Source organism: Thermostichus sp. OS-CIW-32 (assembly GCF_054060415.1).
The window spans coordinates 13,812-37,934 of record NZ_JBSSDD010000010.1 but is presented as its reverse complement, the minus strand read 5'-3'; the positions used below and the strand labels follow the sequence as shown (position 1 = coordinate 37,934).

At 58.2% G+C, this 24,123-nt stretch carries 26 protein-coding genes and 1 riboswitch; of the genes, 9 read left to right on the top strand and 17 right to left on the bottom strand.

Translation table 11 applies throughout. From position 1 onward, the window contains the following. Nucleotides 1-6: 6 nt before the first annotated feature. Nucleotides 7-780, bottom strand: coding sequence for an ABC transporter permease (locus ACVWY8_RS11000; RefSeq protein ID WP_414330211.1), 774 nt, complete (start codon nt 778-780; stop codon nt 7-9). A 62-nt stretch (nt 781-842) separates the two neighbouring features. On the opposite strand from ACVWY8_RS11000, the gene purS reads away from it, so the two are divergent. Together purS and purQ are read left to right on the top strand one after the other, a co-directional pair. Further along, nucleotides 843-1,100: a phosphoribosylformylglycinamidine synthase subunit PurS gene (purS, locus tag ACVWY8_RS10995; RefSeq protein ID WP_011431952.1), complete on the top strand. Its 258-nt coding sequence runs from the start codon at nt 843-845 to the stop codon at nt 1,098-1,100. Nucleotides 1,101-1,272: 172 nt separating this feature from the next. Continuing rightward, nucleotides 1,273-1,950: a phosphoribosylformylglycinamidine synthase subunit PurQ gene (gene purQ / locus ACVWY8_RS10990; protein WP_457394799.1), complete on the top strand. Its 678-nt coding sequence runs from the start codon at nt 1,273-1,275 to the stop codon at nt 1,948-1,950. Between the two features lie 30 nt (nt 1,951-1,980). Here purQ and ACVWY8_RS10985 read toward each other — a convergent pair whose 3' ends face one another. The 3 genes from ACVWY8_RS10985 to psbB form a co-directional block, all read right to left on the bottom strand. Then, nucleotides 1,981-2,391, bottom strand: a complete 411-nt coding sequence (locus tag ACVWY8_RS10985; protein WP_414330017.1) for a response regulator — start codon at nt 2,389-2,391, stop codon at nt 1,981-1,983. Nucleotides 2,392-2,790: 399 nt separating this feature from the next. After that, nucleotides 2,791-2,889, bottom strand: a complete 99-nt coding sequence (locus ACVWY8_RS10980) for a photosystem II reaction center protein T (RefSeq protein ID WP_011431949.1) — start codon at nt 2,887-2,889, stop codon at nt 2,791-2,793. A gap of 106 nt (nt 2,890-2,995) precedes the next feature. Beyond that, entirely contained in the window at nt 2,996-4,528 is a 1,533-nt protein-coding gene (psbB, locus tag ACVWY8_RS10975; RefSeq protein WP_457394797.1) for a photosystem II chlorophyll-binding protein CP47, read from the bottom strand. 363 nt (nt 4,529-4,891) lie between these two features. Here psbB and ACVWY8_RS10970 point away from each other — a divergent pair, with 363 nt between their 5' ends. After that, complete coding sequence (locus tag ACVWY8_RS10970; RefSeq protein ID WP_011431947.1) at nt 4,892-5,188, top strand: 2Fe-2S iron-sulfur cluster-binding protein; 297 nt, start codon at nt 4,892-4,894, stop codon at nt 5,186-5,188. Between the two features lie 85 nt (nt 5,189-5,273). After that, nucleotides 5,274-5,381 carry a photosystem II reaction center protein PsbM gene (gene psbM / locus ACVWY8_RS10965; RefSeq protein WP_071818137.1) on the top strand — a complete coding sequence of 36 codons (108 nt, stop codon included), beginning with the start codon at nt 5,274-5,276 and terminating at the stop codon, nt 5,379-5,381. Between the two features lie 129 nt (nt 5,382-5,510). On the opposite strand, the gene ACVWY8_RS10960 is transcribed toward psbM, so the two are convergent. The 7 genes from ACVWY8_RS10960 to ACVWY8_RS10930 form a co-directional block, all read right to left on the bottom strand. Continuing rightward, nucleotides 5,511-5,897, bottom strand: coding sequence for a VOC family protein (locus tag ACVWY8_RS10960; protein WP_457394794.1), 387 nt, complete (start codon nt 5,895-5,897; stop codon nt 5,511-5,513). Between the two features lie 235 nt (nt 5,898-6,132). Beyond that, nucleotides 6,133-7,500, bottom strand: a complete 1,368-nt coding sequence (gene thiC / locus ACVWY8_RS10955) for a phosphomethylpyrimidine synthase ThiC (RefSeq protein WP_457394791.1) — start codon at nt 7,498-7,500, stop codon at nt 6,133-6,135. Nucleotides 7,501-7,505: 5 nt separating this feature from the next. Continuing rightward, nucleotides 7,506-7,607: riboswitch (TPP riboswitch) on the bottom strand. A 112-nt stretch (nt 7,608-7,719) separates the two neighbouring features. Further along, on the bottom strand, nt 7,720-8,457 hold the full coding sequence (locus ACVWY8_RS10950) for a DUF1995 family protein (RefSeq protein WP_414343589.1): 738 nt from the start codon (nt 8,455-8,457) through the stop codon (nt 7,720-7,722). A gap of 40 nt (nt 8,458-8,497) precedes the next feature. Further along, complete coding sequence (locus tag ACVWY8_RS10945) at nt 8,498-8,962, bottom strand: GUN4 domain-containing protein (RefSeq protein WP_457394788.1); 465 nt, start codon at nt 8,960-8,962, stop codon at nt 8,498-8,500. Nucleotides 8,963-9,013: 51 nt separating this feature from the next. Beyond that, entirely contained in the window at nt 9,014-9,541 is a 528-nt protein-coding gene (locus ACVWY8_RS10940) for a hypothetical protein (protein ID WP_011431942.1), read from the bottom strand. A gap of 345 nt (nt 9,542-9,886) precedes the next feature. Continuing rightward, a complete protein-coding gene (locus ACVWY8_RS10935; protein ID WP_238376959.1) occupies nt 9,887-11,839 on the bottom strand; it encodes a bifunctional metallophosphatase/5'-nucleotidase in 1,953 nt (650 codons plus the stop codon). Nucleotides 11,840-12,051: 212 nt separating this feature from the next. Beyond that, on the bottom strand, nt 12,052-12,405 hold the full coding sequence (locus tag ACVWY8_RS10930; protein WP_414329999.1) for an MGMT family protein: 354 nt from the start codon (nt 12,403-12,405) through the stop codon (nt 12,052-12,054). A gap of 61 nt (nt 12,406-12,466) precedes the next feature. On the opposite strand from ACVWY8_RS10930, the gene ACVWY8_RS10925 reads away from it, so the two are divergent. From ACVWY8_RS10925 to ndk, 3 genes are all read left to right on the top strand, one after another. Continuing rightward, nucleotides 12,467-12,979: a hypothetical protein gene (locus ACVWY8_RS10925; protein ID WP_414408618.1), complete on the top strand. Its 513-nt coding sequence runs from the start codon at nt 12,467-12,469 to the stop codon at nt 12,977-12,979. Nucleotides 12,980-13,029: 50 nt separating this feature from the next. Further along, the gene (locus tag ACVWY8_RS10920; protein ID WP_011431938.1) at nt 13,030-13,701 is read left to right on the top strand and encodes a HupE/UreJ family protein; all 672 of its coding nucleotides are present in this window, start codon (nt 13,030-13,032) and stop codon (nt 13,699-13,701) included. 87 nt (nt 13,702-13,788) lie between these two features. After that, a complete protein-coding gene (gene ndk / locus ACVWY8_RS10915; RefSeq protein WP_011431937.1) occupies nt 13,789-14,238 on the top strand; it encodes a nucleoside-diphosphate kinase in 450 nt (149 codons plus the stop codon). Nucleotides 14,239-14,301: 63 nt separating this feature from the next. Here the strand turns inward: ndk and darG are convergent, their stop codons facing one another. From darG to ACVWY8_RS10885, 6 genes are all read right to left on the bottom strand, one after another. Continuing rightward, complete coding sequence (gene darG / locus ACVWY8_RS10910; RefSeq protein ID WP_457394786.1) at nt 14,302-15,312, bottom strand: type II toxin-antitoxin system antitoxin DNA ADP-ribosyl glycohydrolase DarG; 1,011 nt, start codon at nt 15,310-15,312, stop codon at nt 14,302-14,304. Nucleotides 15,313-15,460: 148 nt separating this feature from the next. Next, complete coding sequence (locus ACVWY8_RS10905) at nt 15,461-16,834, bottom strand: ABC transporter ATP-binding protein (RefSeq protein WP_414418892.1); 1,374 nt, start codon at nt 16,832-16,834, stop codon at nt 15,461-15,463. Nucleotides 16,835-16,856: 22 nt separating this feature from the next. Continuing rightward, nucleotides 16,857-18,584, bottom strand: coding sequence for an ABC transporter permease (locus tag ACVWY8_RS10900; protein WP_457394783.1), 1,728 nt, complete (start codon nt 18,582-18,584; stop codon nt 16,857-16,859). Nucleotides 18,585-18,651: 67 nt separating this feature from the next. Beyond that, complete coding sequence (locus tag ACVWY8_RS10895) at nt 18,652-18,942, bottom strand: DUF7219 family protein (RefSeq protein ID WP_414331448.1); 291 nt, start codon at nt 18,940-18,942, stop codon at nt 18,652-18,654. Between the two features lie 82 nt (nt 18,943-19,024). Beyond that, complete coding sequence (locus ACVWY8_RS10890) at nt 19,025-19,753, bottom strand: PDDEXK family nuclease (protein WP_414350093.1); 729 nt, start codon at nt 19,751-19,753, stop codon at nt 19,025-19,027. Between the two features lie 808 nt (nt 19,754-20,561). Beyond that, nucleotides 20,562-22,010 carry a carotenoid oxygenase family protein gene (locus ACVWY8_RS10885; RefSeq protein WP_457394781.1) on the bottom strand — a complete coding sequence of 483 codons (1,449 nt, stop codon included), beginning with the start codon at nt 22,008-22,010 and terminating at the stop codon, nt 20,562-20,564. A 166-nt stretch (nt 22,011-22,176) separates the two neighbouring features. On the opposite strand from ACVWY8_RS10885, the gene ffh reads away from it, so the two are divergent. Together ffh and ACVWY8_RS10875 are read left to right on the top strand one after the other, a co-directional pair. After that, nucleotides 22,177-23,640, top strand: coding sequence for a signal recognition particle protein (gene ffh / locus ACVWY8_RS10880; protein ID WP_011431929.1), 1,464 nt, complete (start codon nt 22,177-22,179; stop codon nt 23,638-23,640). Between the two features lie 9 nt (nt 23,641-23,649). Next, entirely contained in the window at nt 23,650-24,108 is a 459-nt protein-coding gene (locus tag ACVWY8_RS10875; protein WP_011431928.1) for a tRNA (cytidine(34)-2'-O)-methyltransferase, read from the top strand. The last annotated feature ends 15 nt before the right edge of the window (nt 24,109-24,123 follow it).

The following is a 24,123-nucleotide window of genomic DNA, read 5'->3' as shown; positions in this document are numbered from 1 at the left end:
GTAACGTCAGAACTCACGCCGGGCGAACACCAACACTGCCAGAATCAGCAGCAAAAGGGTGTAAACCAAGCCGTACAGTGCATCTCCGAGAAGTTCTGCTGGGGGCGGAACTTGGCCGTAAACCGCAGCATCTCTCAGATTGAGGCGCTCCAAATCCGGCAGGATCAAATAAATCACCTCAAACAGTTTGCCAAATCCGGCATCTTTCACCAGCTTGCTCAGTTGCAGCAGGGCGCGGCTGGCATGGCCCATCAGGAACAGGGCAATGGTGTAGAGGGTGGCCAGAATCGAGGAAGTGAAAACCCCGAACAGCAGGGCTGCGGCAACAATCAGCACCAGCTCTAAGAAAGTGAAGACTGTTGCCCAGAGAATGGCCAAAAGGGGGATCGGGGCCTGCACCAGCAGCAAGCTCAGCAGAAACACAACCGTCATCAGCAGCACCAGCACCGACAGCAGCGCCGATAGGCCCAGATGCTTGCCGACAATGAACTCTGCCCGGCTCATGGGTTTGGCGATCAGCACATACACCGTGCGTTTTTCAATCTCCTTATTCACCAGCCCTGTGCCCACGAAAATGGCCACGATCAGGCCGAAGAAGTGAATGGCTGCCAACCCCAGGTCGGCAATGATTTTGTTGTGGGCCTGGTTGGCCACCTGCGGGATCAAAACAGTGGCTCCCAGCATGGCCACCGCAAATACCATCACCAGGTAGAGAATCCGATCCCGAATCGTTTCCCGGAAAACGTTGTGGGCAATGGCCACCACGCGCGACGCATCCATGACTGAACCCAAAGCTGTGATGATCCGACTGATACACTGGTAACAGATCCAGCCTTTATTCTATGCAGTTCCAGGCCCAGATTCAGATTCACCTACGCCCCTCTGTTCTCGATCCCGCCGGGGCTGCGGTTCAGTCCAGCTTGCATCAGCTGGGGCATACCCAGGTACAGCAGGTGCGCATTGGCAAGCATATCCAACTGCAGCTAGAGGCCCCCGACGCCGAGACCGCCCACCGCCAGGTGGATGAGCTGTGCCATCAACTGCTGGCCAACCCGGTGATTGAGACTTATCAAATCCAAGTGGCTGCCATCGGTGGTTAATTTGATGGGTTCACGCGATTTGGGGTTGACTTGAGGCGTTCCAAACAACTGTGAAATTGTCCATTTCACGGAGCGCAGTTTTTTCTTAGGGGAGAGAAACTGGGAAAATGTCTCAAGCTCTCTAGGATAGCTACAACCACACCCTCTTCTTTTCTCTCGTCAAGGGATCCCAATGGCTGGCGTGAGGTTTGGCGTTGTTGTTTTTCCGGGTTCCAACTGCGACCGAGATGTAGCCTGGGTAACCCGCGGCCTCTTGGGCTGCCCAACGCGGCTGATCTGGCACCGGGAGACGGATTTGTCGGGGCTGGATGTGGTGGTGCTGCCGGGGGGCTTCAGCTATGGGGATTATTTGCGGTGCGGGGCTATTGCTCGCTTTGCCCCGGTGATGGGATCCCTGAAGGAGCACGCGGCGCGAGGGGGCTATGTGCTGGGCATTTGCAATGGCTTTCAGATCTTGACAGAGGCGGGCCTGCTGCGGGGGGCACTGGTGCGCAATGCCAACCTGCACTTTATCTGCGACCGAGTGGGGATCCGTGTAGAACGGCAGGATCTCCCCTGGACAAGCGCGTATCCCCAGGGATCCACCCTAACCCTGCCCATCGCCCATGGGGAAGGCCGCTACACCTGTGATCCGGATACCCTCAAGCAGTTGCAGGATCGAGGGCAGATCGTCTTTCGCTATGCTCCGGTTGCGCCCAACGGCTCTGTGGATAATATTGCCGGCATTTGCGATCCCAGCGGTCGGATTCTGGGTTTAATGCCCCACCCTGAGCGGGCAGCAGATCCTGATTTGCCAGGGCAGGATGGGATCCCCTTCTGGCAGTCGATTTTGCACAGCTTCGCCGCCTAATTCTTCTTCTCCATTCTTCTCCGGGACAGCTCACTCCTGCCTCGGCCCTTGAGACAACACCTGGCGAACTTGATTCACCATCTCCTCATGATCCACCACCGGCTTGGCAATGTAGCCATCTGCCCCGCTCTGGGCCAAAAATGCCTCGCGGTCGCCGCGCATCGCATGGGCCGTCACCAAAATGATGGGGATGGAGCTGCTTTTCGGATCCGCCTTCAACAGTTGGGCAATGCGGATCCCGTCCACCGCCTCGCCGCGAAAGGTGCTCTGGGACAGGGAAACATCCAACAAAATGACATCCACCTCGTGCCCCTGGGCCAGCTTCAAAATCTGCTCCACATCCTGGCTGTGAAAGACCTCAAAACCTCCCCGCCGTCGCAACACCTTCTCAAAAACACGGGCGTTGATCGGATCATCTTCCACCAGCAGCACTGTTGCCATCGTTAACCCAATCTTGAATCTGAACCCAAGCTAAGCTGTCTCTGGGATCCCAAAAGCCATCCTAAGGCATCCTTAGCGAGTTCAATTTGAGCAGTAGGACAAGCGTTCTCCTACAGAGTACCGAAGAGTACCGAAAAGGGTCTCAGTAGCTCTGAGAACTCCCCCCTCCTCTCCCAAAAGGAAGGATCCTCAGGTTGCCGCTACTTGACTATTTATTTTGGAATCTTATTTTGGAATCACTCCATTCCGAGTTGCCGCTACCCAACCGCAAATAGGAAAGCCGGAGAGAGCTCCGGCCTCATCCAGAAGTAAACCTAAACCACAGGCATCAAAGGAGATTGACTTTCCCTCTGCTTTGCTTGAGCCCGACGCGACAGGAACGGCAGCCACTACCCTGGGTTACTTCTTGGTAATTCTCGGAGTTTCCCGAAAGGCAACTGCGAAAAACAAAAGGCCCAACGTCAAAAACAGGATAAAGGTGTAGGTGATGGCTTCCATACAAAACCTCCATTTCTAAGGGGGCTTGATTCCAGATTAACTCGGAGCCGCCAACACCCCATCTCCAAAGTGAAGCAGAGTGCCGACGGCATCGCCGAAAAGGGCTCTAGGCTTCCTGCACCTTGCGGGTAGTGGGATCCCCTACTTTCTGGAAGACGCCGAACTCCACCATTTCCTCGCTCATATTGGGGTCAATACCGGCGAACACATCGCGGAAGAGAGTGCGAGCGCCGTGCCAGATGTGGCCAAAGAAGAACAGCAGGGCAAAGACCGCGTGAGCAAAGGTAAACCAACCGCGGGGGCTGGTGTGGAAGGTGCCGTCCGCCTTGGGGGTTTCTCGGTCGAACTCAAACAACTGACCCAACTGGGCCTGGCGGGCATATTTCTTGACGGTTGCCGGGTCGGTAAACACCTGACCGTCCAGCTTGCCGCCGTAAAACTCCACAGTCACCCCCACCTGCTCAAAGCTGTAGCGCGACTCCGCCCGACGGAAGGGAATGTCTGCCCGCACCACCCCATCGGCATCCCGCAGGATAACCGGGAAGGTCTCGAAGAAGTTGGGCATCCGCTGCACCGTCAGCTCCCGCCCTTCGCGGTCACGGAACACCGGGTAGCCCAGCCACTCGATGGCAATGCCATCCCCTTTGTTCATGGGGCCAGCTCGGAACAGACCCCCCTTGGCCGGGCTGTTGCCCACGTAGTCGTAGAAGAGCAAAGATTTGGGCAGGGAGTTGTAGGCCTCGCTGCGGGTCATCCCGGCTTCCATAGCCGCATTTACCCGGCGGTTAATCTCCTGGTTGAAATAGCCAGAATCCCATTGGTAGCGGGTGGGACCAAACAGCTCCACAGGGGTAGTGGCGCTGCCGTACCACATGGTTCCGGCCACCACAAAACCGGCAAAAAACACCGCCGCAATCGAGCTGGAAAGCACCGTCTCGATGTTCCCCATTCGCAGAGCGCGATAGAGGCGCTGGGGTGGGCGTACCGTGATGTGAAATAGACCTGCAATAATGCCCACAATGCCGGCAGCAATGTGGTGGGCCACCACCCCTCCGGCGTTGTAGGGGTTAAAACCGGCTGGCCCCCATTCCGGCGCCACCGGCTGGACGTGCCCCGTCGTCGCATAGGGATCGCTCACCCACATCCCCGGGCCAAACACCCCCGTCAGGTGAAAGGCGCCAAACCCAAAGCAGAGGATCCCGGCCAACAGCAGGTGGATCCCAAATATTTTCGGCAGATCCAAAGCCGGCTCGCCGGTGCGGGGATCCCGGAACAGCTCCAGATCCCAGTACACCCAGTGCCAGCAGGCGGCCAAGAAGAGCAAGCCGGACAAAACGATATGGGCAGTAGCTACCCCTTCAAACGTCCAGAAGCCCGCATTGGCTACGCTCTCGCCGTAGATATTCCAACCGCCCCAGGAGTTGACCACCCCCAGGCGAACCATAAATGGCATGACAAACATGCCCTGACGCCACATCGGATTCAGGACAGGATCCGACGGATCGAAAATGGCCGTCTCATAAAGCGCCATTGATCCGGCCCAACCTGCTACCAGAGAAGTATGCATCAGGTGAACCGCGATTAGGCGACCTGGGTCATTCAGTACAACCGTATGGACCCGATACCACGGTAGTCCCATAAAGCTCGGTCCTCCACGTTCTCCAACACTTACGCGATATCCAGTCAAACAATTAAGCCGACATCTTACCTGGGATCCTGACCCGAGCAGTCTCTTCAGAGTCGGGGGGTACCGCACCCGCTTGAACCCCTGAGCGCACCCAACTAGGATATCGCTCTCAGAATTTCCATCGCGGGCATCAAACAGTATAACGAAACGCTACCGACCTGAGTGGCTTCAGGCAGGATGCCGTCTCACTTTAGGCATCATCATCCCAGATCTCTCGCCGGAGATTAAAAATATGACTTAAAATGTTACAATACTTAGCAACTGTGAGCGCTCTCCTGGCTCAGTCTGAAAGGTGTCGTGGTTTCTGGCAGGGGTATGGCAACGATCCGCTTCGTCAACGAGAACCGAGAGATCTTCGTCGCTGAAGGCGCTAACTTGCGCTTGAAGGCTCTGGAAAACCAGATCGATCTCTACAAAATGATGGCCAAGCTGCTCAACTGCGGCGGCAACGGCCAGTGTGGCACCTGTGTGGTGGAGATTGTTGAGGGATCCGAGAACCTCTCCCCTCGCACCGAGGCGGAAAACCGCAAGCTCAAGCGCAAGCCCGACAGCTACCGCCTTGCTTGCCAGACCAAGGTGTTGGGGGATGTTTCGGTCAAAACCAAGCCCTAGCCTTGGCCCGCCCGTTTTCCCTTTGGGCAAGTCGTACTCAAGAGTGGTATGCTGACTGCCAGTTGGGCTTGTGGCATTTGGAGTTATGGAGACGAACTACCTGGGCATCTTGGCCACTCTCTTAGTCGTTCTGGTGCCCGCCATCTTCCTGGTGATTTTGTACGTGCAAACCTCCAGCAGATCTGGCGACTGACCGGGCAACTCCCACTGGCTCAAGTCGGGTAAATGCTGGTCAAAAGGGGGGATCCCCTGTGTAGGAGGGGATCCCTTCGTCTTTTGTCGTCTAGGCTGGGCGAATTAAGGGTATTTGGAGCTCTATCGGTCAAGCTGTTGCTTGAGCTGACCTAGCCCTGTCGAAAGTCCCCGCAGGTTCATACAAAAACTCAAACAGGTTGCCGTCGGGATCCTTGCCATAGAAAGAGGCAGTGCCATCCCGGTGGCTGTGGATTTCCCCCACCAGGATCCCTTGGGATTTCAGGCGCTGGTGCTCTTGCTGGAGCTCCTCTATGCTGTCGAAGACAAAGCCAAAGTGAGGCCCTGCCGCGCGGTAGCCCGGCCCCAATAGCGCCAGCCCATCCTCTCCCGCCTTCATGTAGGCCCAGTCGGGATCCTGCCAGACGTTAACCATGCCCAGCTTTTGGTAGAACTCCACCGCCTTGGGAATGTCCTCTACCCGGATGGCGACATGCCCGAGTTGTCTAAGTGCCATGTCATCCTCTGTGCTCAATTGAGCCAACTGCAATGGTTCTTCTACAGATCAGCTTGACACACTCCCCTACAGATCAGCTTGACACACTCCCCGCCGCAAAGGGCAGGGATCCCTGCAGCAAGACAGGGCTCTAGACCTGACTTCTTGAGAACTTGAGACAGGGATCCCAATCCAGTCCATAGGCGAGACAGACGATGGCCTTTTTCAAGCCTTCAGGGCAGGGATGGGCCAAGACTTATCCTGTTGGCTGCGCGGCCAAGAACCGCTCCAGCTCGCTCAAAGCCTCTGCATCCATCTTGGTTTGCATAGGGCAAAACTTTGGCCCACACATAGAGCAAAACTCTGCCGTTTTGTAGATATCTGCCGGCAAGGTTTCGTCGTGATATTCTCTGGCGCGTTCTGGATCCAAAGACAATTCAAACTGCCGGTTCCAGTCGAAGTTATAGCGAGCTCTGGACATCTCATCATCGCGATCCCTGGCCCCAGGCCGGTGACGGGCAATGTCGGCAGCATGGGCGGCAATTTTGTAGGCAATGAGGCCGTTGCGCACGTCCTCAGCATTGGGCAAACCCAAGTGTTCCTTGGGGGTGACGTAGCAGAGCATTGCCGCACCATACCAGCCAGCCAAGGCCGCCCCAATGGCGGAGCTGATGTGGTCATAGCCTGCCGCAATATCGGTTACCAAAGGCCCCAAAACGTAGAAGGGAGCTTCGTCGCACTCCTCCATTTGCTTGCGCACGTTAAATTCAATTTGATCCATCGGCACGTGCCCCGGCCCTTCTACCATCACCTGCACATCGTGCTCCCAGGCCATGCGGGTCAGCTGGCCCAGGGTTTTCAACTCCGCCAGTTGCGCCTCATCAGAGGCATCGTGCAAACATCCCGGTCGCAAAGAATCTCCCAAACTGAAAGAAACATCGTATTTCTTGAAAATCTCAATAATATCGCGGAAGTGGGTATAGAGAGGATTTTGTTTGTGGTGGGCCAACATCCAGCGGGCTAGGATCCCACCTCCACGGGAAACAATTCCCGTCAGGCGGTGGCGTACCAACGGCAGATATTCGATCAGGATCCCGGCATGGATGGTCATGTAGTCCACCCCTTGCTGGGCCTGCTTTTCGATAATATGCAAGATATCTTCTGCCGAGAGTTTTTCGACATTGCCATGCACGCTTTCTAGGGCCTGGTAGATGGGCACCGTACCAACCGGCACCGGAGAAGCTTGGATAATGGCAGTACGGATTTCATCCAAATCGCCGCCTCCGGTGGACAGATCCATAACAGTATCGGCGCCGTACTTGATGGCCAACTTCAGTTTCTCCAACTCTTCCGCCAATCCTGAGGAACTGGGGGAAGCGCCGATGTTGGCATTAACTTTACAGCGGGAAGCGATCCCAATGCACATCGGCTCGAGGTTGGTGTGATGGATGTTGGCAGGGATGATCATGCGACCCCGGGCCACTTCCGAGCGGATCAGTTCCGGCGGCAGGTTTTCCCGCTGGGCCACATACTCCATCTCTTCGGTAATCACGCCCTGACGGGCAAAGTGCATCTGCGTTACATTTGCTTGCCCACGGCGACGGGCAACCCATTCGCTGCGCATGTTGTCAACTCCAGTGCTCGCTTTCCTACGCTGGTATGAACCAGATCAGGTTCTGAGGATGTAATCTCAGCCTGGGGGGGGATCCCCAGACACTCCTAGCGTGGTGTGATCATATCACCGAAATAGAGATGAGGCGGGGAGCTTTATAGTCTTTATTAAAAGAGTTTGAGATAGTACTAACCCTCACCCCTGGCCTCTCTCCCCATGAGATCCTGACCCTCACAGGGATCCCAGCCAGCGCCGCCAGCTCCACCAGGGATCCTTTCCCTTGCTGGCCCTGAACAGTTCGGCCACTTCCTCGCCGGTGGGCTGGGCAATAAAAGTCTTCAAGACGCTGTAGAGGCCGGGCTCTTCCTGCTGCCACACGCTCCAGGGATCCGGATAGGCGCGAAACAGGGCTCCCTCCACCAATGAGCGCAGGTAGTAGCTGGTCTCGAAGGTGCTCAGAAACCGCTGGCGCAGACGGCGACCGGCCAGACCCACACCCACGGTGGCGGCATCCTGCAATTGGGGGTTGAGCAGCACGACGGGTTTGGGATCCCGTCCTTTGGAAGCCAGCCCAGAGGGATCCCCGCCACTGACCGCTTGGCAAACCCGCTCCACCTGATCCAAGCTGTAAACCGCTGGCATCACCAGCAGGAGGCTCTGTTCTGGGGTAGGTTGAGTCCGGGAAGTCAAGCTCTGTAATTCAATCCCTTCTGGCAGGGATCCCCATTCCCGCTGGGCCAGGGCTGCTCCGCCGGCATCGCTGAATAGCACCAAAGCAGGCGGTTGCAGCAGCTCCAAAAACGGACGGGCCAAGACTTCCGGTTTAATCTCAGGAGCCAGGATCTCAATGAGCAGGCGGCGATATCCTGCTTGCATAGCCAGCCGTGTAGCCTGGATGGCCTGCTCACAGGCCTGGGCCAGGTCGATGGGCAAGTTGGGAAATTGGGTTAGTTGCAGTTGCTCGGCCACAGTCTAGTCCAATTATGATTCAGCCAGTAACCAGGGATGCTCAGCCAGACACTTCTTCCCAAGCCTTGTGGGTGAGCAATTCCTCCAGCACCCGCACGCCCCGCAGTTGATTGGAGAGGGGTAGGTGGCCTTTGGGGGCAGACAGATCCCAGGTAAACTCGTCGGGGTAGCGAGTCCAGTGGTAGCCCTGCTTCCAGCCAATGAGCGGCCAGAGGCGCTCCCAGTTGCGGTTCACCCCCAACCACAATTGTCGCTGCACAGAGTAGCCAAAGCGATCCCCAGAGGCCACTCGCCACAGGTGATCAATCGTTCGCAAATCCTCCACCGGAATCCGGCTCACCTCAGAAAAATACAGCCAGCCCCGCCGCATTGCCCCCTCTCCCGCCGCCCGACACAGCAGTTGTAAGCTCAGCCGATCCGCCTCTAGCCAGGATCCCGCCGATAACAGCTCCTGCAGAGGACGATAGTCGATATTCAGGGCTGAAGTCAGAGGGACGGTCACCATTGCCAAGTTGCAAAAGGTCTCCCTTGATTTTAGTCCCTGCTGTCTGCCCCCTCAGGTTTCGGGCGGATACTTGGGGGGATCCCCGAAGATGATGCGATAGCCGATGTACGCCACCCCCAACAGCCCCGCCAGGATCCACAAGAAAGCCGAAAAGGGCATGTAGGAAAAAAAGACAAGATAAACCCGGCGACTGAGCCAAGAAAAAATAAGATAGACTGCCGCCAAAATGCCGATCCCTTGCAAGGTGCGAAAAGCCGGCACCCGCGAGAGAGGCATGCGCTGCCGCGCCACCCAGATGGAGCTAAGAAAAGTCCAGGGAGGCACCAGCAGCAAGAACATATCCGCCTGCTTCACCACCGCCTGCCAGCCGGCGGTGTTGGTGGCATAGGCCAAGTAGCCCGCCCAGAGGACAAGAGTTACCGCTCCCAAGCCGATACTTAAGCTGAGCAAAAAAGGCTCCTCCCATTGGCCTGGGATCCAGTCGCAGAGAACCCAAACCACCCAAGGGGTGGCAAAGAGCAAAAGCGCAATGGCTAAGCCATTGGCGTTGAGCTGGGTAAAAAACGTCTCCAGAGTCATGAACAACAAAAGGAGCGGACGTCACCCTTGATGGTAATGATTCCTCCTTGAGGAAGCAACTCAATCCGTATACAAATCCACCTATTGTGGGCAATGCCCGCAAGGTTTACAGCCCGCCTGGGCACCCCGGTAAACGTTGCCAAGTAACACCAGCAGGGATAGGAGTAGGAAAAAGAAAAGGGATCCTTGACGCTGGCCAGGGATCCCTTCCTAAAAAGCTCAAGACATTTCTCCGGCACGCTGCTGAGGCAACTCATCCAAGCCAATCTCTCCTTTGGCAAGAAGGAAGCCCGGCACCGGATTACCACTCCTCTGGACCAATCTGCCCCAGTCTGTTAACCCAATCTACAGACCTTGCAGCACCGTATCTGGGCGGGCCGACAGGTTCTGGATGCGGGTATCCTGGGCAGGCGGGGTGTCTGCTTGGGTGAACACGCCGATCTGCCGCAAATACCGAGCCAAGGCATCTTGCTCGCTGCCGGGGGTATCGAAGGTGATGCCGGAACTGGGGGCCAAGTTCACCCGGTTGGGGTTGGACAGGCGAGGGAAGGGATAGTCATCCCCACCGTTGGCCAAGAAGTCCAGGGTCACCAGGCGGAAGGTGCGTCTGGGATCCCCTTGCACTTGGCCGTTGCGCACCACCACATCCCGACCTGTGGGCGTATCCACCCGCAAGGAGAGGACGCGGGATCCCGGTGGCCGCGAGGGATCAAAGCTAAAGGCAAAGCCGCCAATTTGGGGGAAGCGGCCCGGCGTAGCTCCCGGCTGGGTTTGCGCCACCCCGTGTTCCACTATCTGCTTCAGTTCCTCAGCGGTGACGGTCAACAGAGAGAGGCCGTTGTTAAAAGCAAGGGCCGTTTCGATGTCCAGCTGAGAGATTTGACCGGACTGCTTGCCGGCTTCAGGGTTAGCCACCGGTGGGATGCGCCGCACCGGCTCACCGCCGCCGCCGCCGGTGGTAGCCCCAATGGGAGCGCGAATGCCACCGCCATTTTTCAGGGAGATAACCGTAGAAGGATCGACCGTTCTGGCGTAGGCCAAGTTGGCATCGGCAGTGAGGTTGCCCAGGTTGGTTTCCTCGGTGCGCACCTCTGCCCGCAGGCCGTTGAGAAATTGGGTGGTGGAGCCGAAGGTGCGGCCATCTTTGGTGCGGATGATGTTGCCAATTTCGTTGGCTATCCGCACTACGTCGGGATTGGGGGTGCCCCTGACAGCTGCTACCCCTTGGTCGTCGGTGGCATAGGCACCGCTCACCGGGTCAATGCGGGCAATAACCCCGTTGGCGTCAAAGCTGACCACCAGGCGGCCCACGTAGCGATAGTTGGAGCCGGTGTTGACCACCGCCACCGGTTGACCACTGGCGGAGGAGCGCAAGATGGGGTAGTCACCCCTGCGGGTATCGGGCAAATCAGTGCGCAGGCGATCGGTGGGCTTGGCGATCACCCGGTGGGATCCGCCGGCAATGATGATGTCCACATTTCGCAATTGGCTGGCCAGGGCTACCTCGTTTTGCAACTGTTGCAGATGGGCTAGGAGGATAATTTTGTTGATGCCCTGAGCGGTGAGTTGATCGACGAAGCCCTGGATTAGAGCGGCACTCACCTGGTCAGTATCGTCCACCCTGCCTTCTACCCTCACCTCGGGGCCGGGGCTAGAGATGGCCGCCAAACGGGTGGTGGTGGCTCCCACCAGACCGATCCGCTGCCCTCCTACCGTGATCACCGCCGTCTTGGCGATCTTGCCGCGGATAGAGCTGGCCTCTTGACCATCAGCAGCAAAGTCAGAGCTAGCCAATTCGCCGGTACCGCTGAAGCTGAGGTTGGCGCTCAAGTAGGGAAAACGAGCCCCAGCGTAGCCGCGGCCAGTGTCGGGCCGGATGAGGTCGCGAATTTGGCGCGTGCCTTGGTCGAACTCGTGGTTGCCGAAGGCAGCCGCCTCAAAGCCAATGGCGTTGATGATCTCGATATCGGCTTTGCCAGGGGTGAGGTTGTAACGGCCTTGCAGAGACCGATCCGTGCTGGCGTTGTAGAAGGGGCTGGGGATATAGTTGTCCCCACTGGAGAGCACCACCGTGTTGGGAAATTGGGGGCGCAGAGCATTCACCACCGCCGAGAAGCGCGGCGCATCTTGTACGGCAGCTATCGAGGCTTCCAAGTCGCTGGCATGTAGGATTTGCAGGGTAAAAGCGGGCGGCTGAGTCGAGAGAGCCACATTGGGATCCGAGGCGATAAACCCAGCCCCTCCGCCGGTTGGGGGAACCGAGCTGCTGCTACCGCAGGCGCTGGCCAGGCTCAGCACCAAACACCACAACCCGACCCACAGGGACCTGGCCAGAGGGTTCAGCCAATCCGGGAGCCATCTCTTGGCAGGGGCAGACCCTCGAGCACGGCAAGCTGGTTTCATGACAATTCCTTCACTCCATCCACAAGAGAGGACGCATCCGCGTTCACGTTACCAAGGCTGGGATTGGGGTTTCGCTATGACCTGTTTAAGGTTAGGTCAAGCCTAGGTTAAACTTCCCCTGGATCCCAGCCAAATTGTTGCAAGTCCACCTGGCCCTCGGCGTCGAAGTGGATCCCTTCGGCTTGCAGCAGCGCTTTCTGCAGGTCGTCGTAGCCCAGGCGAAAAGGGGAGTAGGAAATGCAGCCCTGGGCGTTGATCACCCGGTGCCAAGGGATGTCGGTGTTTTGGCCTTGCAGGCGAAACAAAGCATAGCCCACCTGGCGAGCATAGCCGGGGTAACCGGCAACCCGCGCCACCTGCCCATAGGTGGCCACTCGGCCCGGCGGGATCCGCCGCACCACTTCGTAAAAGCGCTGGTAGAGGCTAGTAGATGGAGCGCTAGTGGAGCCAGACTGGGTCACAGGGATCCTCGCTCAAACTTGGCAGACAATAAGATGTGGAACGGATTGGATCCCCGGGTCCATGAGCTATTTAATCGCGGTACTGCCGGATCGCATAGCCGCTGAGGCGGCCTACAGCGCCCTGGAACAAGCCGGCTTTTCCCTGGAGCGATTGCATCTGCTGGGGCGGGGCTACAAGAGTGCCGACGAGTTTGGGCTGATTGACCCGGCCCAAGCGGCCCGCCGTCAGATGCGGCGCCTGGCCATTTGGTTGGTGCCCTTTGGCTTTTTGGCCGGGGTGGGGTTCAGCGTTTTGAGTGGTTTGGATACCTTTGCCTGGGCGGGACCTATAGGCAACCACCTGATCGGCGGCCTATTGGGCGCGATGGGCGGGGCCATGGGCAGCTTTTTTGTCGGGGGCGGGGTGGGCTTGTCCAGTGGCTCCGGCGATGCTTTGGCTTACCGCAACCGCCTCGCTGCGGGCAAGTACGTGCTCATTGTGGAAGAAGAGAACGAAACCCGCCTCCGCGAAGCCACGCGGATTTTGCGCCAGTTTGAGCCGGAAAATCTGCAAGGGTACAGAGAGCGCCCGTAGACTGGGAGATCGGGGTGGCTACTGAGGGCAACTCAGGGAGGTCTGAAAGCATGTCTTGGCTTTGGCAGCAAGTCCCATCGCCGCTTGGGCGGTGGCGGAAGGAAGGGATCCCCAGCTTTGCCGCTGCTGGGGGTGCACTGGCAGTTACGGGGTTTTTTTCGCCGGCTTTTGCCCACCACGCCCTGGGAGGGAAACTGCCTGCAACGGCCTGGGAGGGATTTCTCTCCGGGCTGGCTCACCCTGTCATTGGCTTGGATCACCTGGCCTTCGTCGTGGCCATCGGTCTTGTGGCGGCGGGGCAGCCCTGGCGCTACGGGATCCCTTTGGGCTTTGTGTTGGCAGGTTTGGTGGGCACTGGGATCCACCTGGCCGGCTGGGATCCCCTGGGACTGACGGAGCTGGCCATTGCCTCTTCCGTGGTTCTCTTCGGCTTGCTGCTGGTGCAACCGCGGCAGATCCCAAGTTGGCTCTTGCTAATAGGGGGATCCCTGGCGGGGCTATTCCATGGCTATGCCTACGCCGAAACCATTATCGGCGCCCAACCCATGCCTTGGGTGGGATATCTACTGGGGTTGAGCACCGTCCAGTATGGGGTAGCTCTCCTGGCCCTTTGGGCAGCAGAACGCTGGGGGTTGCGGATCCCTGGCTTAACTCGCTGGGCCGGCTGGGCGATTACAGTGGTGGGGGCTGCCTTCCTGACCTTGGCAGTGGTGGGCGCGTAAAAAGCGCTAATTTTGCTCCCTTGCGCTCGGGATCCCCGATCCGGTACAAGGATAGCGGTGAAGATCTGTAAAACGAGGGGAGATCCCATGGAGCGCACCTTTATTGCCATCAAGCCAGACGGCGTGCAGCGGGGGCTGGTGGGCACCATCATCCAGCGCCTGGAGAGCCGGGGCTACCAATTGGTGGGCCTGAAGCTGGTGCAAGTGAGCCAAGAGCTGGCGGAAGCCCATTACGCCGAACACAAGGAGCGCCCCTTCTTCCACAGTTTGGTGAAGTTCATTACCTCGGGGCCGGTGGTGGCTATGGTCTGGCAGGGCAAAGGGGTGATTGCTGCCGCCCGTAAGCTCATCGGCAAGACCAACCCCCTGGAGGCAGAACCGGGCACCATTCGCGGCGATTTTGGCATCGACATTGGCCGCAACCTCATTCACGGCTCCGATGGAGTTGAAACCGCGCAGCGGGAGATCGCCCTTTGGTTCGATGAGTCGGAATTGGTGAGCTGGACACCGGTTGCCCAAAGCTGGATTTATGAGTAGGTACTTGCTGCAGGCAAGGGGTAGTCGTGTTCGCAGGTTCCAGACCGGAAGTAGTGCAGAGCGCTAGGGCCGTGTTTCGAACTGGCTTCGGCTGGCCGCAAGCGGCTCTGTTGGAAGTGCCTTGAACCACCCCTTCTCTGCCAAAACTCGAGCGGCAAGCAGGATCTGTTTGCTACTGAATTGTTGTTTTCTATCTCCCCAGGCGTAGAAGCTTTCCACCAACTCTGCCGTCGTAGAAGGGTGCCCACGAGTCACGATCCAGTGGACAGTAGCCAGCAATTCTAGACCATAGGGCGACTCAAAGCCCTCCACGAGGTCGCTGACACGCTCAAAGCGTTCTCTCGTCTCTGGCTGTCCAGCGAGATATCTATGGGCTTCCTCGACAGCACCGGGCACCAGTTCCAGCTTCTTGTCTGGTCGATCACCGCCCGAGCCGTACCCAGAGATGTAATATCCCTCGATTTCTTTGATAACATGCCGCAGGTTCTCGGCGTAGGGTCCATGAACGCCCTTTGTAAATCGCAGGCGAAGCGGCTCCCCGGCTTCCTGCAGGAAGTACATCAGCTTGTGCAGCTCAAGCAAAGAGACAAACGGAACAAGTAGACCGTTTACATAGCGCTCCATAAGGCCCACCAGCACCGCTCTTCCCGGCGTCAAGGAAGGGATCTGGCCGCGGCGCATGCTCTTCGGTAAAGGCTGAGGCCCGGTGGGCTCAAAGACAAGGATGTGGACGTCGGGAAGTTCTGCTAGCGCCTGCTCGATGCGGGAGCGCACATCGGGCCAATGAGGACCCCCGAGGCCGCAGCCTAGGGGTGGCAAAGCGACTGAGCGCAGACCAAGATGCCTGATCTCCTCGGCAAGGGACTTCAGCCCAGCTTCTATATCCTCGATCCGCGACTTCCCCCGCCAGTGGCGTTTTGTGGGGAAATTGATGATGTAGCGCGGATTGGTCAGGTTTCCGGTCTCGAAAACGAACATTTTGCCCGGTTGGACTTCCCCCCGCCGGCAGGCTGCGGCATAGGCCTTGAAGTTCCCAGGCCATGATTTCAAGTGCTGTCGCAGAACCAGTAACAAGAATCCCCTGCCTTTAGGCAGGGGGGTATGCCAAAATCCCTTGCAAGTTGTCTACATGAGTAATGTGGTAGATTTTGGGACTTTCTGGAATTGGCGCCATACCTCCGCTCTACGATGCAGCTTTGAAAAAGGCAGAGCCAGATGCGCTTCAGTCGGAACGAGAGTTGAGACCGACAGGCTTTTGAGCAGTGGAGCTCTCGCTTGGCTCCGGCAGGTAGAGCCGTTCTTCCGAGGCGTCATACTCAAATAGCTCCGCATAGCGTCCCCAGTCAATGGCGGTGGCAAACTGCCGTTCGGCTTCAGCGTGGGGGAAGTGTTCGTCCCAAAGATCCAAGAAGAAGTCCGCTCGCATGGAGCGGCTGCCTTTTTCTTCCAGAGTCTGCAAGATGCTGCGGAACACGGGCACCCGTGCCAATAGCTGTTGTCGGAAGAGATCCTTGCTGCGCAGGATGGTGGTGTTGGCAAAGTCCTGGCCAATTTCGGTCAGTTGCACCACTCTGCCGGTCACCTCGGCAAACCCCAACAGTACCGCCGCATCCAAAATAGGCAGCAGGTCGTCCACGGCCAGTTGCAGCCGCTCGGCCAAATCGGCAATCTCCGCCCGCCCTTGCGGCCACTCCACGATCAACTCCAGCAGACCGCTGATCCCGCCTACCCGCGCATGGGGCAGAGGCAGGGCATAGGGGGAAGTGGCCTTATCACCAGCCAGCGCAGGCAGAGCCACCTCTCCGGTAACAGCAATTTCGGGGTTGGTCATGATCTCGTAGATGTAGTCCACCAAGGACTTAAAGCGGGGATCCGTGCGCTCGTGAGGCCGCGGCAGATCTATTCTCACCTCCCCCCGGATCCGCCCCGGGTTGGATCCCAGAATCACCACCCGATCTGCCAAAAACACCGCCTCTTCGATGTTGTGGGTAACGATGAGGATGCTTTGGGAAGGGAAGGCTTGGGCGTTCCACAGCTCATCAATTTCCCCCCGCAGGTTTTCGGCAGTCAGCACATCCAAGGCGCTGAAGGGCTCATCCATAAACAGCACCTTGGGCTCCAAGACAAAGGCGCGGGCAAAGCCCACCCGCTGTTTCATGCCCCCCGAAAGCTCTTTGGGGTAAGCGCTCTCAAACCCATCCAAGCCCACCAGGTCAATGGCCTTCAGGGCCCTTTGCCGGCGGATCTCGCGGGGGATCCCTCGGGCTTGCAGCCCCAGCTCCACATTTTCTTGCACCGTCAGCCAAGGCAGAAGGGCAAAACTTTGAAACACCATCGCCACATCTGGGTTAGGCCCACGTAGAGGCTGGCCGTTGCTCAGCACCCGCCCTTGACTGGGGGGGATCAGGCCCGCCATGATGCGCAGAAGGGTGCTTTTGCCGCTGCCGCTACGGCCCAGCAGAGCCAAGACTTCCCCAGCCCGCACCTGCAGGTCAATCTGGCTTAAAACGGTAAACTCCCCCTTGCCCTCTGGCAAAGGAAAGCGCTTGTAGACTTTCTCGACCTCGATCAAAACGGGGGAAGCTGCAGAGCTCATATTGCCTCAGAAATTGAAAAGACTAAAGGTGATACTTTTCTTCCGCCAACTGATACAGCCGTCGCCAGAACAGACGGTTAAGGCCCACCACAAACAAGCTCATCATGCTAATGCCCAAGGTAATGCGGGGCCAGTCTCCCACCGCCGTTGCCTCAGCAATGTAGGTGCCCAACCCCGTAGCCGTCAGGGTGGTGGATCCCCAGGCCACAATCTCCGAGACAATGCTGGCGTTCCAAGCGCCGCCGCTGGCCGTGACTCCCCCGGTGACCCAGGCGGAAAAGATCCCTGGAATGATCAGCTTTCGCCAGCGCTGCCATCCTCGTAAGCCCACATCCACAGCCATTTCTCGCAAGTCCGTGGGGATGCTCTGGGCGCCGGCAATGGAGTTGAAAAGGATATACCACTGTGCCCCCAACGACATGAGCAAAATGCTGCCCCACTCAATGCTGATCTGGGCGCGGATAAAAAACAACGTGGCAAAGGGAAAAAGGAAATTGGCGGGAAAAGCTGCCAGGAATTGCACCACCGGCTGCAGCAGTTTCGCCAGTTTTGGATTAAAGCCAATGGCCACTCCAATGGGAGTCCAGATCACCGTGGCGAACACCAGCAACACGCTAACCCGCAGCAGGGTGAGGATCCCTAGCCCGAAGGTCAGCATCACCTCTCCAAAGCCCACAGTGGTAGCCACAAAATAAACAATCCAAATCCCAATGCCGCCAATAGCTGCCCAGGAAAGCTGGGTTAGCAGCCGCTCGCGGCGTCGCTCGACCTCAGGACTAAGGGGATCCACCCAGTGCGGGCGAGTCAGATAGGACAACAGCCGATCCACCAACTCTGCCAAGGGGGACAGCCAACTGCCGATCAGCCGCGGGATCCGCGCCGTGGTCAGCAGATCGTACAGCCAGGATTCGGGGGCAGCAGCCCCGCTGCTCTGTTCCAGGCGAAACTTATCCGACCAAGCCACCAAAGGTCGCCAGAAGAGCTGATCCACCAGCAGGATCACCCCGGCCATGGTCAGGAGCGCCCAGCCCAGCTTGGGCAGATCCTCCGCCTGGACGGCCGCTTCCACATAGGATCCCAGGCCCGGCAGCGTGTATTCCTGGTTGAGCACGCTGATGGCTTCGCTGGCTGCCACAAAGAACCACCCTCCGCCAAAGCTCATCATGGCGTTCCAGATGAGGCCCACCATTGCCGCCGGCACTTCCAACTGGGTAAAGCGCTGCCACCCCGACAGGCGATACAAGGTAGCCGCTTCCACCAACTCTTGAGGCAGCGTGCGCAGGGATTGGTAGAAGGAAAAGGTCATGTTCCAGACTTGGCTGGTGAAGATGGCAAAGATAGAAGCCGCCTCCAGCCCCAGCAAGCTGCCGGGAAAAAGGGCAATAAAGCCGGTGACGGTAATGGAGAGAAACCCCAACACCGGCACCGATTGCAAGACATCCAACAGAGGGATCAAAATGCGCTCGGCCCAGCGACTTTTGGCAGCAATGTAGCCATAGATCAAGGTAAAAAGGGTGGAAAAGGCCAAGGCAATGAACATGCGCAAGGTGGAGCGGGCCGCATAGTAGGGCAGGTTGCGCGGATCCAAGTCGATCCGGGGCACCACCGCCGGGGGCTGAAACCGCTCAAAAGCCCCTACCCCCACCTGCGCCACCAAGGCCAGGAGAACCAACGTGCCCAGAATGATGGCCCCATCGGCAGCCCCCGCTGGCAGCCGACGCAGCGCCTCCGGAGAAGGAAAAGTCCTCATGTTCCCTGACCAAGCCCGGCATCCGCGCCCAGTGTACACCGTTTGCGGTTAGCCAGGATCCAGCCGGCTACTCTTCCGGCAAGTCGGGGGGAGACTCCTTCCACTGGGGATCGTCCAAGATGGCTTTTTTGGTCTGCTTGAGTTGTTTCCACAGCTCTTTGATTTGCCGGTAGGCTTCTTCCGGGGTAATTTTGCCCCCGGTTTCCAAGCTACAAATCAAGGACACTTTATTGCTAAATTCCTGCAGGTTGGCATCAAAAACTAGGTTCTGCGGCTTCACTTCGCCCCAGTAGGGATAGCGAGGCGAAATGAATTCATCTTTGTTGGGAGGTTTGTTGGGAGGAGTTGGTTCTGCCACGGCCTAACCAGGGTAAAAGAATGGTTCACAACAAGAAGGTCAACATGAAAAGCTCCATTAAAGCAGGATCTACTAGCCCAGTTTATGGGCGTTTTCTCTTAACCGGCTTGGGTACTTTTGTGGGATCTCGCAGAGGATAAAACGGCTCTTGAATAGACGCTTCCCCACGTGTCGAGGGGGTGGAACTCTTCCTAGCTTTGGGTTGGGGGGGGGAACGCTTCAGGCGTGGGCGCGGCGGCGTTTTGAGTACTGGGCCGATGGGAGTGCCCGCCTCCACATAGAGCAGGGATCCACGGCGGCGCACCTGCAGATCCCAGAAATTGCCTACCCCTTTGCCCGGCAGGGATCCGATCAGGCGCAATTTGAAGGCTTGGGGCTTGGGGGCTGCGGCTCCATCCTTCTGGACTCGCTGAGAGGGAGAGTTGGCGGAAGCTTTTTTGCCCGATTGACGGATCTTGACAATGATGAACCCTTTCTCCTGCGATTGAAAAACGACCTCGCCCCGGATGGAAAACCAATCCGGCACCACTGTTGGACGGGATCCCTCGGGGAGAGTTCGCCCCATTTCTTCTGGGGCCCACACCCCCAGCAACTGCACGTGCAGATCTTCGGTTTTGTCGCGGGTGCGAGGATAAACCACCCACAGATAGTTGCGTTCCGGCTTCAGGTGCTTCCGTACCAGGCTCATCACCCGGCCCAGCAATACGGCATTCAGATCCAAGCCATCCGAGGTGCGCAAAATCCCGCGGGTAAAGTGCTCTGGGGAGGGGATGTATTGCCCTTCGATGAGGCCGATGGCTCGGTATTGCATCTTCTCCCCAGGCGGGGGGATGGGTTCCAAACAGACTCGCTCTTTCTTTTCTTCCAAGCTAGCAGTGGTACTGACAACAGGCTGCAAGGACTCCGTCCCGCTGTCGCGAACAGCACCAGGAGCTGCCGCAGGATCCTGAGCTTTCGCTGATGACAGGGATCCCTTGGCCTCACCCGTTGAGCTGGGTCTGGGGGGCCGTACCGGTCGAAAGGGAGGTCTCAGATCGGAGGACATTGTGACGGTTCCGTTGCTGTCAATTCAGAATGCTCGGCGGCAGACATTTACCGTTGCAAAAACAGGCCATAACTTTGCTCTTGACCCAAGACCTGCTCAACACACCATTCACTAGCCTAACAACGCCCAACAGCGTCTTTCCATCCTGCTTCCATTGACAAACTCCCAGCAGGTGCCCTCGTCGGGAACTGGGGAGCCAGCAGTTGTCAACACTGTAGCCGACGTGTAGCCAATACTAGCAACTGTTCCAAGGGAATGGTTCTCAGGCCGCAGAATGTTTATCCCCCAGACAGAACCATTTCATCTTTATGGTCATTTCGATTCGAACTAGTACATTATACTCACACCCAAAACATTGAAGGTGCAGAGCCAGAAGGCTTTTCTCAGTAGCCCAGGCGTCTCACCCTAAGCTGAAACGAATAGAGTACCTGTAGTTTTTTCCGGCAACGCTGACTGGAGGTGTTTCTGCACAGCCGGGATCCGACTGACCGATCTCCAGGGCTCCCGCAAAGGCTGGGGCGCATGATCTTTCCCGAGCCGATGGGATCCATTCAGCCATCTTGAAGCTCATCGCTTAGGCAGGCGTTACCCACACCTGGGGAGTAAAACTGCCGTGTAGGCCATAGGGAATGTGGTGCCGCAATGGGATCCGCGCGACGGGGCCGGCTGTCAGGTCGGCTGCTTCTAGGATCACCACTTGAGAGCGCTGGCTGGCCGCATCAAAAACCACCGTCACGATCCACCCTGCCTCTTCGCCCTGACCTTCTGGATCGGGGATGAACACCGGTTCTCCTACAAAGCCGCGGGGGGCAAAGCTGTACTGCTGCGTGCGGCCTGTGGCGGTATCCAGCTTGAGGATGGCTTGCAGAGGAGCATTGGGGCCAGGAGCATGGGTGGCCCCGATGTAGATGTAGCGGTGGGATCCCCCCATTCGAGCCGGGTGGATGGCCGGAAACTCCACCGAGCGATCCAGCAGCAGTTCCCGCTTCACGCTGCCCCCCTTGGGATCCAGATAGAACCGCCACAGCTTGCCCGCCGGAATCTGGGCAAAGTCAATCTGCAGGTAATCGGCATCCGGCTCCAGGGCAGGGTAGTTCTCATAGAGGACGGCATCCACCACAACCCGATCCCCGACTTCGTAGCCGTTGACAAAATGGAAAACAAACCCCGGCTCCGCTTCCAGTTGCAGCGGCTTATCGCCCTGGGGAAAGAGCCAGATGCGGGTCGGCTCCCCCGGTTTCAAGGTCAGACAGGTGCCCGCCGGTTGCCAGCCCAACACAAACGGCAGGGGATTGAAAGCCAAGGGATTTTGGAAAAAGATACGGTAGCGGGGTGTCCAGACAAAATCGTGCAGGAAGGCAAAACCGGGCAGGCGGTAATCCCGCTTTTCCACCAAGCGCCCGCGCGAGTCCAGACGATAAAACAGCAACGTGGAGTTCTGGGCAGCCCGCACCCCAAAGGCGATGAGATCTCCCGTGTGGGGATCCCGCCGGGGATGGGCAGTGAAAGGCTGGCTGGCCGAGATCCCTCCTGCAAACGTTTCGATCCCCTCGGTGGCCAAGGTGGCCGGGTTCAGCCGGTAAGGGGCACTGGCCTCCCACAGGGCCAGCAGCTTGTCTCCCTGGTAGATGACATTGGTGTTGGCGGGATTTTTAAACCGCAAGTCGAGAAAGTTGCTCCACCAGCCGCCCGGCTTTTGGGTGCCAAACACCCCTCGGTAGAGCACCCGACCGGCTTTTTCCTCTGCTTCAAACTCGCGGGTGCGCACAAACCGGTTGCGAAAATGAACCTTCCCCTCCACAAAGGTGATGGCGCAGACCATGCCATCGCCATCGAACGGGTGTCCGTAGCGCTGGGATCCCGCCTCCAGCTTGCCCGGGCCGTTGCGAAACAGGGTTCCCCGCAACCCTGCCGGGATCCGTCCTTCGATCTCCGTAATCCAATAGTCGTACTCCTGGGATAGGGAGCGATAGCCCAATTGCCAGTCGGTGATGCTGTAGGGAAGGGAAGCGACGCTGACCATGGAAGATCTGCATGCAACGCCCTCTATTGTTGCTTAAACTTTTGTGAAGTCGCCAGTTTTTCTGGGCCGGGATAGCCACCTTGGTTGGGATCCCCAAGATGGAGTCGCCCCGATTCGACTACGGTAGGAAATGCCCCCAAAGCGCCTGACAGGATAGACAGCACCCATGTTTGATGCCCTCTCCGAGAAGTTGGAATTGGCCTGGAGAAAGCTGCGCGGCCAGGACAAGATCACCGAAACCAACATTCAAGAAGCTCTGCGGGAGGTGCGGCGAGCCCTGCTGGATGCGGATGTCAACTTGCAGGTGGTGAAGCAGTTCATCGAGGATGTGCGGGAAGCTGCCCTGGGCTCCGAGGTCATCCTGGGGGTGACGCCGGATCAGCAGTTCATCAAGATCGTCCACGACGAGCTGGTGAAAGTGATGGGGGAAGCCAACGTGCCCATTGCCCAAGCGGAGCAGCCTCCCACCATTGTCCTCATGGCCGGTTTGCAGGGATCCGGGAAAACCACCACCTGCGCCAAGTTGGCTCTGTATTTGCGCAAGCAGGGCAAGAAGTCTCTCATGGTGGCCGGAGACATCTACCGTCCGGCGGCCATCGACCAGCTCAAGACGCTGGGCCAGCAAATTCAGATCCCCGTTTTCGACCTGGGCAAAGCAGATCCCGTCGAGATTGCCCGGCAGGGGGTGGAGACGGCCCGGCAGCAGGGCTACGACTACGTGATTTTGGACACTGCCGGTCGTTTGCAGATTGACCTGGAGATGATGGCGGAGCTGGAGCGGATCAAGGCGGCGGTGCAGCCCCACGAGATCCTGCTGGTGGTGGATGCCATGATCGGCCAAGAGGCAGCCAGCCTTACCCGAGCCTTCCACGAGCGCTTGGGCATCACTGGGGCCATTCTCACCAAGCTGGATGGGGACACCCGCGGTGGGGCCGCCCTTTCCATTCGCCAAGTGTCCGGTCAGCCCATCAAGTTCATCGGCGTCGGCGAAAAGGTGGAAGCGCTGGATCCCTTCTACCCGGATCGCATGGCCTCCCGCATTCTGGGTATGGGGGATATCCTCAGCTTGGTGGAAAAAGCCCAAGAGGAAATCGACCTGGGAGATGCCGCCAGCATGGCGGAGAAGATGATGACTGCCCAGTTTGATTTCACCGATTTCCTCAAGCAGATGCGCCTGATCAAACGCATGGGATCCTTGGCAGGGCTGCTGAGACTGATGCCGGGGATGGGCAAAATCAGCGAGGAACAACTGCAAAAGGGACAAGACCAACTGGCCCGCGCCGAAGCCATGATCAACTCCATGACCCCCGAAGAGCGGCGCAACCCGGATCTGTTGGCCCGCAGCGTCAGCCGCAAACGACGGGTGGCCCGCGGATCTGGCCACAAGCTGGAGGATGTCAGCCGACTGGTCAGTGATTTTCAACGCATGCGCGACATGATGCGCAACATGGGCATGGGTGGCGGTTTTCCCGGTATGGGTTGGGGGGGTGGGCGTACCTCTCTTCCCGGCGGGGATCCCAGTTGGCGCGGACGTTCAACGGCCTCTCCCTCTCGGCAACAGCCCAGCCGCAAGCCGGGCAAAGGTGGGGGTAAAAAAGGGGGCGGCAACCGCGGATTTGGGGGCAAGTAGGATAGGATTATGCCCTTCCACGTTGTTTTGGTTGCCCCAGAGATCCCGGCCAATACGGGGAATATCGCCCGCACCTGTGCAGCCACCGATACGCCTCTCCATCTGGTGGATCCTCTGGGGTTTCGCCTTTCGGATCGCTACCTCAAGCGGGCGGGGCTGGACTATTGGCAGCACGTCCAACTGTATCGCTACCCCTCTTGGTCTGCTCTGGTGCAGGCCCACCCTGAGGCCCGGTTCTGGTGTTTTAGTGTGCGCGGCAAAGCCCTCTATACGGAAGTAACCTATCAGCCGGGAGACTGGTTGGTGTTCGGCAGCGAAAGCCGGGGGTTGGATCCTCTGTTCTTGGAAACCTATCCCAGCGTGCGCATCCCACTGCGGGGGCCGGTGCGCAGCCTGAACCTCAGCAATGCCGTAGCGATTGCCCTTTTTGAGGCGCTACGTCAGCAGGGATCCCTGACAAAAGAATAAGTGGTCGGGTTGGCC

Coding starts and splice junctions, on each gene's coding strand:
- ACVWY8_RS11000 (WP_414330211.1), bottom strand. CDS start 780: ATGGATGCGTCGCGCGTGGTGGCCATTGCCCACAACGTTTTCCGGGAA.
- purS (WP_011431952.1), top strand. CDS start 843: ATGCAGTTCCAGGCCCAGATTCAGATTCACCTACGCCCCTCTGTTCTC.
- purQ (WP_457394799.1), top strand. CDS start 1,273: ATGGCTGGCGTGAGGTTTGGCGTTGTTGTTTTTCCGGGTTCCAACTGC.
- ACVWY8_RS10985 (WP_414330017.1), bottom strand. CDS start 2,391: ATGGCAACAGTGCTGCTGGTGGAAGATGATCCGATCAACGCCCGTGTT.
- ACVWY8_RS10980 (WP_011431949.1), bottom strand. CDS start 2,889: ATGGAAGCCATCACCTACACCTTTATCCTGTTTTTGACGTTGGGCCTT.
- psbB (WP_457394797.1), bottom strand. CDS start 4,528: ATGGGACTACCGTGGTATCGGGTCCATACGGTTGTACTGAATGACCCA.
- ACVWY8_RS10970 (WP_011431947.1), top strand. CDS start 4,892: ATGGCAACGATCCGCTTCGTCAACGAGAACCGAGAGATCTTCGTCGCT.
- psbM (WP_071818137.1), top strand. CDS start 5,274: ATGGAGACGAACTACCTGGGCATCTTGGCCACTCTCTTAGTCGTTCTG.
- ACVWY8_RS10960 (WP_457394794.1), bottom strand. CDS start 5,897: ATGGCACTTAGACAACTCGGGCATGTCGCCATCCGGGTAGAGGACATT.
- thiC (WP_457394791.1), bottom strand. CDS start 7,500: ATGCGCAGCGAATGGGTTGCCCGTCGCCGTGGGCAAGCAAATGTAACG.
- ACVWY8_RS10945 (WP_457394788.1), bottom strand. CDS start 8,962: ATGGTGACCGTCCCTCTGACTTCAGCCCTGAATATCGACTATCGTCCT.
- ACVWY8_RS10940 (WP_011431942.1), bottom strand. CDS start 9,541: ATGACTCTGGAGACGTTTTTTACCCAGCTCAACGCCAATGGCTTAGCC.
- ACVWY8_RS10925 (WP_414408618.1), top strand. CDS start 12,467: ATGAGCTATTTAATCGCGGTACTGCCGGATCGCATAGCCGCTGAGGCG.
- ACVWY8_RS10920 (WP_011431938.1), top strand. CDS start 13,030: ATGTCTTGGCTTTGGCAGCAAGTCCCATCGCCGCTTGGGCGGTGGCGG.
- ndk (WP_011431937.1), top strand. CDS start 13,789: ATGGAGCGCACCTTTATTGCCATCAAGCCAGACGGCGTGCAGCGGGGG.
- ACVWY8_RS10905 (WP_414418892.1), bottom strand. CDS start 16,834: ATGAGCTCTGCAGCTTCCCCCGTTTTGATCGAGGTCGAGAAAGTCTAC.
- ACVWY8_RS10900 (WP_457394783.1), bottom strand. CDS start 18,584: ATGAGGACTTTTCCTTCTCCGGAGGCGCTGCGTCGGCTGCCAGCGGGG.
- ACVWY8_RS10890 (WP_414350093.1), bottom strand. CDS start 19,753: ATGCAATACCGAGCCATCGGCCTCATCGAAGGGCAATACATCCCCTCC.
- ACVWY8_RS10885 (WP_457394781.1), bottom strand. CDS start 22,010: ATGGTCAGCGTCGCTTCCCTTCCCTACAGCATCACCGACTGGCAATTG.
- ffh (WP_011431929.1), top strand. CDS start 22,177: ATGTTTGATGCCCTCTCCGAGAAGTTGGAATTGGCCTGGAGAAAGCTG.
- ACVWY8_RS10875 (WP_011431928.1), top strand. CDS start 23,650: ATGCCCTTCCACGTTGTTTTGGTTGCCCCAGAGATCCCGGCCAATACG.